The organism is Rhodospirillales bacterium (assembly GCA_016872535.1).
Lineage (GTDB): Bacteria > Pseudomonadota > Alphaproteobacteria > Rhodospirillales > 2-12-FULL-67-15 > 2-12-FULL-67-15.
In genome coordinates, this window is record VGZQ01000102.1 from 1 (window position 1) to 8,813 (window position 8,813).

The following is an 8,813-nucleotide window of genomic DNA, read 5'->3' on the forward strand; positions in this document are numbered from 1 at the left end:
ACAAGGACAAGGTGCTGAAATCGGAATTTCCCCGCGCCAAGCCCGAAATCAGCCGCTTCAAGGGCTTGGGCGAGATGCCGGCGGCGCAGCTCAAGGAAACGACCATGAGCCCGGCCTCGCGCACGCTCTTGCGCGTGCAGGTGCCGTCGAAAAAGATCGGCGGGGCGAAGGCGCGCGAAACCGCGCGCCTGGTCGAGCGCCTGATGGGGCGCAAGCCGGAGTTGCGCTTCGAATACATCCAGGAACACGCCAAGTTCGTGAAGGACCTGGACGTCTAGGCGTCCGGCTTGACGGCGGTCAAGCGGCAATCGCCGCCGCCGTTTTATTTTCGCGCGGGAGGGCCGCCGCTTGACCCGCGCCGTTTACGACCGCATCGCGCGTCTCTACGACCTGCTCGACCTGCCGTTCGAGCACGGCCGTTATCGCCCGTTGCGCAAGCACCTGTTCGCCGGCGTGCGCGGCCGCGTGCTGGATGCCGGTTGCGGCACCGGGCGCAATTTCGCCTATTACCCGCCGGGCGCGGACGTAATCGGCGTCGATCTCTCGCCCGCCATGCTCGCGCGCGCGGTCAAGCGCCAAACCCGTCTCGGCCTTTCCGTGCCGCTGCTGGAAATGGACGTGTGCCGGACGTCGTTTCCCGACGAAACGTTCGATTTCGCCGTCGCCTCGTTCCTGTTCTGCGTGCTGCCGAACGAACGGCAACCGGAAGCGCTGGCCGAAATCAAGCGCGTGCTCAAGCCGGGTGGCGAAATCCGCATGCTGGAATACACGTGGTCGACCGATCCGGTCCGGCGCGCCGTGCAGAAACTGTGGGAGCCGTGGGTCGCGCGCGTCTATGGCGCCGGGTTCGACCGCGAAACCGATCGCTTTACGCGCGAAGCGGGCTTTCGGGACGTGGAGGAAACTTTCCTCTACGCCGACATCATCAAATTGATCCGGGCGCGGAAATAAGCGCCGCCGTCAAAGTCCCGTCGCCTCGGAAACGCCCAGCATCAAGTTCAGGTTCTGCACCGCCTGGCCCGAGGCGCCCTTGCCCAGGTTGTCGGAGACCGCCACCAGCACCGCGTGTCCGCGCTTGGCGTTGCCGAAGACGTAGAGCTTGAGGTCGTTGGTGCCGTTGAGGGTCTCGGCCTCCAGGTTGGCGGGCGGCGGATCGGCGAGCGGCGCGACGGTGACGAACCGCGCGCCTTGGTAATGCGACGCGAGTGCCGCGTGCAGGTCGGCCGGCGCGGGCCTTCCCGGCAACTGCGCGAGGTGCAGCGGCACCTGGACGATCATCCCCTGGCGAAAATTGCCGACGCTCGGCACGAACAACGGCCGTGTCGTCAGGCCCGACTGTTTTTCGATCTCCGGCACGTGTTTGTGCTCGAGGCCGAGGGCGTAAACCCGAAACGGGCTCTCGGTGTAATCGGGCGCACTCGGATCTTCATAGCTCGCGATCATCTTCTTGCCGCCGCCGGAATAGCCGGAAATGGCGGTGACGGTGACGGGAAAATCGGCGGGCATGATTCCGGCGCCGATCAGCGGCCGGAGCAGCGCCACCGCCGAACAGGCGTAGCAGCCGGGATTGGAAACCCGCGCGGCGTGGGCGATCCTGTCGCGCTGGCCCGGCATCAGTTCGGGAAAGCCGTAGACCCAATCGGGATCGGTCCGGTGCGCGGTCGAGGCGTCGATCACGCGGGCGTTGCTGCCTTTGACCATCGCCGCCGCCTCGCGCGCCGCGTCGTCGGGCAGGCACAGGATGGCGATGTCGGCCGAGGCGATCGCGTCTTTCCGCGCGGCCGCGTCCTTGCGCGCCGAATCCGACAGGTGGATCAGCCGCACGTCCTTGCGGCCTTCCAGCCGGGACTTGATCTGCAGGCCGGTGGTGCCGACCTCGCCGTCGATGAATACGGTTGCCGTCATGGTCATTGATCCTACCCCAAAAACACATCGGGCGCTCCCGATGAGAGCGCCCGATGAACCGGAAAAGCTTCTCGCGGGGAATCAGCGTTTCGAGAACTGGTAGCTGCGTCGCGCCTTGGCGTGGCCGTACTTCTTGCGCTCGACCACGCGCGAATCGCGCGTGAGGAAGCCGCCCTTCTTGAGGACCGGGCGCAGGCCCGGCTCATGGAGGGTGAGCGCGCGGCTGATGCCGTGGCGGACCGCGCCGGCCTGGCCGGACAGCCCGCCGCCGGTCACCGTGCACCAAATCTCGATTTGCCCGTCGCGCTGGGAAGTGATCAGCGGCTGCTTGATCAGCATCTGCAGCACCGGGCGGGCGAAGTAGGCCTGGAAATCCTTGCCGTTGATGGTGATCTTGCCGGGGCCGCGCTTGACCCACACGCGCGCGACCGCGTTCTTGCGCCGGCCGGTGGCGTACGAGCGGCCGAGGGCGTCGATCACCGGCTCGGTCGGCGCGGCCGGACCCGCCGCGACCGGCGCGGCCGGGGATTCCTTCAGATCGGCGAGCGACTTGATCGTTTCGGCCATGATGCTCAGGCGCTCCTCTTGTTCTTCGGGTTCATCGCGGCGAGGTCGAGAACTTCCGGGTTCTGGGCCTCGTGCGGATGCTTGGGCCCGGCGTAGACGTGCAGCTTGCGCATCTGAGCGCGGCCCATCGGGTTGCGGGTGATCATGCGCTCGACCGCCTTCACGATGACGCGCTCGGGCGCCTTGCTTTCCAGGATCTGGCCCATGGTCCGGGTCTTGACGCCGCCGGGGTGGCCGGTGTGCCAATGGAACACCTTGCGCGCGCGCTTGTTGCCGGTGAGCCGCACCTTCTCGGCGTTGACGACGATGATGTTGTCGCCGCAATCGATATTGGGCGAGAACATCGGCTTGTGCTTGCCGCGCAGGCGCAGCGCGAGCAGGCTGGCGAGCCGGCCGAGCACGACGTCCTCGGCGTCGACCACGTACCACTTGCGCGTGACGTCGGCGGGTTTGGCGGAATAGGTCTTCATGGCGAATGGGTCCTGGGGCCGCGAGGGCGCGGAGTATGTCAGAGAAAAATGGGCTGTCAACCCGGAAATGCCTATCATTATCAGTCGATTAAATCGAGGTATCATGTTACCTCGACGCCACCTCGCTCTTTGTCGGATTTCCTTCGGCGTGCTATAGGCCCCATGGATAAAATTGCCATGCCCGCCGTCGTCTGGACTCCCGCCATGAGCGTCGGTATCGAAGCCCTCGATACCGACCACAAGATGCTGTTCGGCCTCATCAACCAACTCGACCGTGCCATCGCCGAAGGGTCGGCCGACACCATCGTCGCCAGCATCATCAACGGCCTGGTCGATTACACCGAATACCATTTCGGCCGCGAGGAAGCGATGATGGCCGCCGTCGGCTACGCCGGGCTGGACGCCCACCGCGCCAGCCACCGGGCTCTGGTCGAATCCTTGCAGCTCTTACGCGACGCCTACGCCGGCGGATTGCGCGACGGGATCGAGACCCGCTTGCTCACATTCATGCGCGATTGGATCACCGGGCACATCCGCGGCGAAGACATACAATACGCGCCCGTCATGAAAGGCCGCGAATCCGATCTCGCCCACGTCGACAAGGACTACACCCGGAAACTCCTCGCGCGCTCGCCTTAATCTCTACAACTCGATCCCCGGCGTCCTAATCCTTGGAGCCCGACGCGGGCGGAATGGAATAGGTGCCGGTCGCGTGCGCGACCGGTTCGGCGTGGCCTTCCGACAAAATGGTCACCTCCATCACCGCCAGCCGCTTGCCGAGCTTGATGACCTTCCCTTCCGCCACCAGCCCGCCGGGAAAGGGCCGACGCAGGAAGTTGATGTTGAAGTTGGTGGTGACGGCGAGCTTGACCTTGCCGATGGCGCTGAGCAGCGTCACGTACATGGTCAGATCGGCGAGCGCCATCATGGTCGGTCCGGAAATGGTGCCGCCGGGCCTGAGCATGGACTTACCGAAGGATTGACGCAGGGTCGCGCGGCCGCGCGCGAGCCGGGCGAGGCGGATGCCGGATTCCACCGCCCACGGAATCTCCTCGGCCATCAGGGCGTTGAATTCGGCCTTGGTGATCTTGGACATGTTCGTTTGCCTTCGCGGGCGTTTGTCTTCGCCGAGGGTACGTGCCGTTGACGTTAACGTCAAATAACTCCGGCCAGGGGCTTGCCAGGAGGGGCCGAAATCCAGGAAGATTCCCGCTCCCCCACCCGCCAGGGAAACTCAACCATGACCGCCGCCGCCCAGGCCAGAATCGAAGCCACGCTGCTGCGCGCCGACGGGGACGGCGTCGCCACGCTCACCCTTAACCGGCCGGCGCAACGCAACGCGCTCGCGCGCGAATTGATGACGGCGCTGGAGCGGGAGCTGGCCGCCATTGCCGAAGACCGTTCGGTGCGCGTCGTCGTGATCGCGGGCTCGGGCCCCGCCTTTTGCGCCGGCCACGATTTGAAGGAAATGCGCGCCAACCCGGGTCGCAAATTCCAGGAGGCGCTGTTCCGTCAATGCAGCCGTATCATGCTCGCCATCACCCGCTTGCCCCAGCCGGTGATCGCGCGCGTGCACGGCCCCGCCTTCGCCGCCGGGTGCCAGCTGGTCGCCACCTGCGACATCGCCATCGCCGCCGACACCACCACCTACTCGACGCCCGGAGTGCATATCGGCCTCTTCTGCTCGACCCCGATGGTGGCCTTGAGCCGGGCGGTGTCGCGCAAGGCGGCGATGCACATGCTGCTGACCGGGGACGTCATCGACGCCAAGCGGGCGCACGAGATCGGCCTCGTCACCCGGATCGTGCCGCCGGCGGACCTCGACCGCGCGCTCGCCGAAACGACCGAGACTTTGCTCGCCAAATCATCGCGCGTTCTCAAGATCGGCAAGGAGGCTTTTTACCGCCAGATCGAGATGGGCCTGGCCGACGCCTACGACTACGCGAGCCGGGTGGCGACCGAGAACATGATGCTCAAGGACGCGGGCGAAGGGATCGACGCCTTTATCGCCAAGCGCCCGCCCCGGTGGACCGAGTCATGACCCCACAGGCCGCGGCTCCGGCTGCCGAACTGCGTTACGACGACGACTTCATCCGCCGCATTCTCAAATCGACGCGGGTGATCGCCATGGTCGGCGCCTCGCCCAACTGGGTCAGGCCGTCGAACTTCGCGATGAAGTATCTGCAAGGCAAGGGCTACCGGGTTATTCCGGTCAATCCCGGCGCGGCCGGCCAGACAATCTGGGGCGAAACCGCCTACGCCTCGCTCGCCGACATTCCCGACAACTACGATCTGGTCGACATTTTCCGCTCGTCCGAGGCGGCGGGCCCGATCGTCGACGAGGCGATCAGGCTCGCGCCCGCCAAGGGCATCCGCGCGATCTGGATGCAGCTCGGCGTGCGCAACGACGCGGCCGCCGCGCGCGCCGAGAAAGCCGGGTTGATCGTGGTCATGAACCGCTGCCCCAAGATCGAATACGGTCGGCTGTTCGGCGAGCTTTCCTGGTCCGGGGTCAATTCCGGAATCGTGTCGGCCAAGCGCCCGAAGATGCGGCCATGAACGACAAGCCCGATTCGAACAAGAAACCGGCGCGCGAGGCGGCTCCGCCCGAATTCGGTTTCGCGACCCGCGCCGTGCATGCGGGCGCCCGGCCCGATCCGGTCACCGGCGCGCGCAATACGCCGATCTATCAGACGACGTCCTATGTGTTCGAGAGCGCCGAACACGCTGCCGATCTGTTCAACCTGCAGACGTTCGGCTTCATCTACTCGCGGCTCACCAATCCGACCGTGTCGGTGCTGGAAGAAAGGATCGCCAACCTCGAGGGCGGCCGCGCCGCCGTGTGCGCGGCCTCGGGCCACGCCGCGCAGTTTCTGGCGTTCTTCACGCTCCTGGAACCCGGCGACGAGTTCGTCGCCTCGCGCAACCTGTACGGCGGCTCCATCACCCAGTTCGGCATCAGCTTCAAGCGGCTCGGCTGGACCTGCCACTTCGTCGATCCGCGCGACCCCGAAAACTTCCGCCGCGCGCTGACCCCCAAGACCAAGGCGATTTTCATCGAAGTGCTGGCCAATCCCGGCGGCATCGTCGTCGATCTGGAAAAAGTCTCGGGGATAGCCCGCGACGCGGGCATTCCGCTGATCGTCGACAACACGCTGGCGACGCCGTATCTCTGCCGCCCGTTCGAATGGGGCGCCGACCTGATCGTCCATTCGACCACCAAGTTCCTGAGCGGCCACGGCACCTCGATCGGCGGCGCGCTGGTCGAATCGGGCAAGTTCGACTGGACCAAGGGCGGCAAGTTCCCGACCATGACCGCGCCCGATCCCGCCTACCACGGCCTGACCTTTTACGAGACGTTCGGCGATTTCGGCTTCACCATGAAGGCGCGCGCCGTGGGCCTGCGCGATTTCGGACCGGCGATGGCGCCCGCCAACGCCTTCTACACCATCACCGGCATCGAAACCCTGCATCTGCGCATGGAACGCCATGTCGCCAACGCGCAAGTTCTGGCCGAATTCCTGGAACAGCACCCGGCCGTCGCCTGGGTGTCCTACGCCGGCTTGGCCTCCAGCCCCTACCATGCCCTCGCCAAAAAATATCTGCCCAAGGGCGCGGGCTCGGTGTTTACGCTCGGCCTCAAGGGCGGCTACGAAGCCGGGGTCAAGCTGGTCGAGTCGGTCCAGCTGTTTTCGCATCTCGCCAATCTCGGCGACACACGCTCGCTGATCCTGCACCCGGCCTCGACCACCCATCGCCAGTTGAGCCTCGAGCAGCAAGTCGCCGCCGGCGCCGGGCCGGACGTGGTGCGCCTGTCGATCGGCATCGAGTCGGCGGACGACCTGATTCGCGATCTCGACCGGGCCTTGACCCAGGCGGCGAACACTTGACCGCGCGCCGGCGGATTTATCACCTGATCGAGGAGCCGCTGCCCGGCAAGCGCTGGGTGCACGTCGTCAACATCCTCATTGTCGTTCTGATTCTGACCAACGTTGCGGCGGTGGTTTTCGAATCGATCCCCGAGATCGAGGACGCCTACGGCCCCCAATTTTGGGCGTTCGAAGTCTTCTCGGTCGTCGTGTTCACGATTGAATACGCGCTCCGGCTCTGGGTCGTTCCGGAAAATCCGTCGTATGCGGCTCTCGCGCCGGTACGGGCGCGATGGAGATACGCCCTATCCTTTCACGCCCTGATCGATTTGCTCGCCATCCTGCCGTTCTACCTCGGCGCCGTCGTCGGCATCGATCTGCGATTCCTGCGCATTCTCCGAATCATCCGCTTGCTGAAGCTGACCCGCCATTCGCACGCGTTCGAGGCGCTGGCCCGCGTCGTGTTCCTGCAGCGCCGCCCCCTGCTCGCCACCGTCGTGATCGCGGGCATGTGGCTGGTGTTCGCGGCGAGCGTCATTCATCTGATCGAACACGAGATGCAGCCGGAAAAGTTCGGTACCATCCCTCGCGCCATGTGGTGGACCATCGTGACCATGACCACCACCGGCTACGGCGACGTGGTGCCCGCGACGCCGCTCGGCCGGATGTTCGGCGGCTTGCTGATGCTGTCCGGCATCGGGCTGCTGGCGCTGCCGACCGGCATCCTCGCCACCGGCTTCGTCCAGGAAATCCGCAAGTACGACTTCGTCGTGTCGTGGCGGCTGGTGGCGAACGTTCCGCTCTTTCGCAAGCTGGATGCGGTGCGCGTCTCCGACATCGTCAGCGTGCTCAAGGCGAAGAACGTGCCCGCGCGCCACGCCGTCGTCCGCCGCGGCGAACAGGCCGACGCGATGTATTTCATCGTGTCGGGCGAAGTCGCGGTCGACATTCTGCCGGCGCCCAAGCGCCTCGGCGCCGGCGATTACTTCGGCGAGATCGCGCTCCTGAAGCACGCGCCGCGCACGGCGACGGTGGTATCGGAAACCGACTGCGCCCTGCTGGTTCTCGGCACCGACGATTTCGCTCGCCTGCTGCGCGACGTGCCCGAACTCGCCGAACAGCTCCGCAAGACCATGGACGAGCGCCTCGCCGAACTCGAACGCGCGGAAACCGGCGCATAACCCATGAACGTCGCCGACATGCTCGCTCACGCCCAGGATCTCGAGCGTGGCGGGCGCCTCGATGATGCCGAAGCCGCCTATCGCGCCGTTCTTGCCCGAATCCCCGGCGAGGTTGACGCCCTGCATCTGCTCGGCATCCTCGTTCACCGCCGCGGTCGAACGGTCGAGGCGATCGAACTTCTGGAAAAGGCCTCGAAGCGGGCGCCGCGCGACGTGCATGTCCTCAACAATCTCGGGCAACTCCTCAAGGCTGTCGGACGGCTCGACGACGCGGAAAAAAGATTTCGCCGCGCGGTTGCTTTCGCCCCTGGCTTCGCCGACGCCCACAACAATCTCGGCACTACCCTCGCGGCCCGGTGCCGGACCGACGAAGCCCTGGCATGTTTCCGCCGCGCGATCGAGGCCGAACCCGGGCACACGCTCGCGGCCTACAATCTCGCGACCTTGCTGCTCAAAAACGACCAGCCCGACGAAGCGATCCCCCTGCTCGGCCGCTTGACCGGCACCGGACCGTTCGCCGCCGACGCGCGCAACAACCTGGGTTTTGCCTTGTTCGAAACCGGCGAGCCCGAACCGGCCGAACAGCATTTTCGCTCGGCTCTCGAAATTGATCCCGCGCATGCCGATGCTCTCGTCAACATAGGAAGAGTCTTGGCTGAACGTCACGAAGCCGCCGCGGCGGAGGATTATTTTCGGTAATTAGGGCGATTCGTAACCATGTGCTAGGAGGAAAGGCGCATGGTTATAGGGGGTTCGAGGGTTTTCGGGTGTGCGGCCAACTTTGAGCGGGGCCGCAAGTGCGTTTTCTGCGGGTCGTTCAA

10 protein-coding genes and 1 pseudogene are annotated in these 8,813 nt (G+C 65.4%); 7 read left to right on the forward strand and 4 right to left on the reverse strand.

The genetic code is table 11. The features are described 5' to 3' along the window. On the forward strand, window positions 1-278 hold a 278-nt coding region (locus tag FJ311_14770), incomplete at its 5' end, for a DNA topoisomerase IV subunit B (GenBank protein MBM3952701.1). Window positions 279-324: 46 nt separating this feature from the next. After that, on the forward strand, window positions 325-951 hold the full coding sequence (locus FJ311_14775) for a class I SAM-dependent methyltransferase (GenBank protein ID MBM3952702.1): 627 nt from the start codon (window positions 325-327) through the stop codon (window positions 949-951). Between the two features lie 9 nt (window positions 952-960). Here the strand turns inward: FJ311_14775 and argC are convergent, their stop codons facing one another. The 3 genes from argC to rplM form a co-directional block, all read right to left on the reverse strand. Continuing rightward, window positions 961-1,905, reverse strand: coding sequence for an N-acetyl-gamma-glutamyl-phosphate reductase (gene argC, locus FJ311_14780; protein ID MBM3952703.1), 945 nt, complete (start codon window positions 1,903-1,905; stop codon window positions 961-963). 81 nt (window positions 1,906-1,986) lie between these two features. After that, a complete protein-coding gene (gene rpsI / locus FJ311_14785; protein ID MBM3952704.1) occupies window positions 1,987-2,472 on the reverse strand; it encodes a 30S ribosomal protein S9 in 486 nt (161 codons plus the stop codon). Window positions 2,473-2,477: 5 nt separating this feature from the next. After that, window positions 2,478-2,942, reverse strand: a complete 465-nt coding sequence (rplM, locus tag FJ311_14790) for a 50S ribosomal protein L13 (protein ID MBM3952705.1) — start codon at window positions 2,940-2,942, stop codon at window positions 2,478-2,480. A 48-nt stretch (window positions 2,943-2,990) separates the two neighbouring features. On the opposite strand from rplM, the gene FJ311_14795 reads away from it, so the two are divergent. Next, a complete protein-coding gene (locus FJ311_14795; GenBank protein MBM3952706.1) occupies window positions 2,991-3,581 on the forward strand; it encodes a bacteriohemerythrin in 591 nt (196 codons plus the stop codon). A 25-nt stretch (window positions 3,582-3,606) separates the two neighbouring features. Here FJ311_14795 and FJ311_14800 read toward each other — a convergent pair whose 3' ends face one another. Next, entirely contained in the window at window positions 3,607-4,038 is a 432-nt protein-coding gene (locus FJ311_14800) for a PaaI family thioesterase (protein MBM3952707.1), read from the reverse strand. A 144-nt stretch (window positions 4,039-4,182) separates the two neighbouring features. Between FJ311_14800 and FJ311_14805 the strand changes: the two genes are divergently transcribed. From FJ311_14805 to FJ311_14820, 4 genes and pseudogenes are all read left to right on the forward strand, one after another. After that, window positions 4,183-4,983: an enoyl-CoA hydratase gene (locus FJ311_14805; protein MBM3952708.1), complete on the forward strand. Its 801-nt coding sequence runs from the start codon at window positions 4,183-4,185 to the stop codon at window positions 4,981-4,983. Further along, window positions 4,980-6,832, forward strand: a pseudogene (locus FJ311_14810) (O-acetylhomoserine aminocarboxypropyltransferase). The gene FJ311_14805 and the pseudogene FJ311_14810 overlap by 4 nt, the downstream one beginning before the upstream one ends. Further along, the gene (locus FJ311_14815; GenBank protein MBM3952709.1) at window positions 6,829-7,992 is read left to right on the forward strand and encodes a cyclic nucleotide-binding domain-containing protein; all 1,164 of its coding nucleotides are present in this window, start codon (window positions 6,829-6,831) and stop codon (window positions 7,990-7,992) included. Before FJ311_14810 ends, FJ311_14815 begins: the two are co-directional and overlap by 4 nt. Before the next feature lie 3 nt (window positions 7,993-7,995). Next, window positions 7,996-8,691, forward strand: coding sequence for a tetratricopeptide repeat protein (locus FJ311_14820; GenBank protein ID MBM3952710.1), 696 nt, complete (start codon window positions 7,996-7,998; stop codon window positions 8,689-8,691). The last annotated feature ends 122 nt before the right edge of the window (window positions 8,692-8,813 follow it).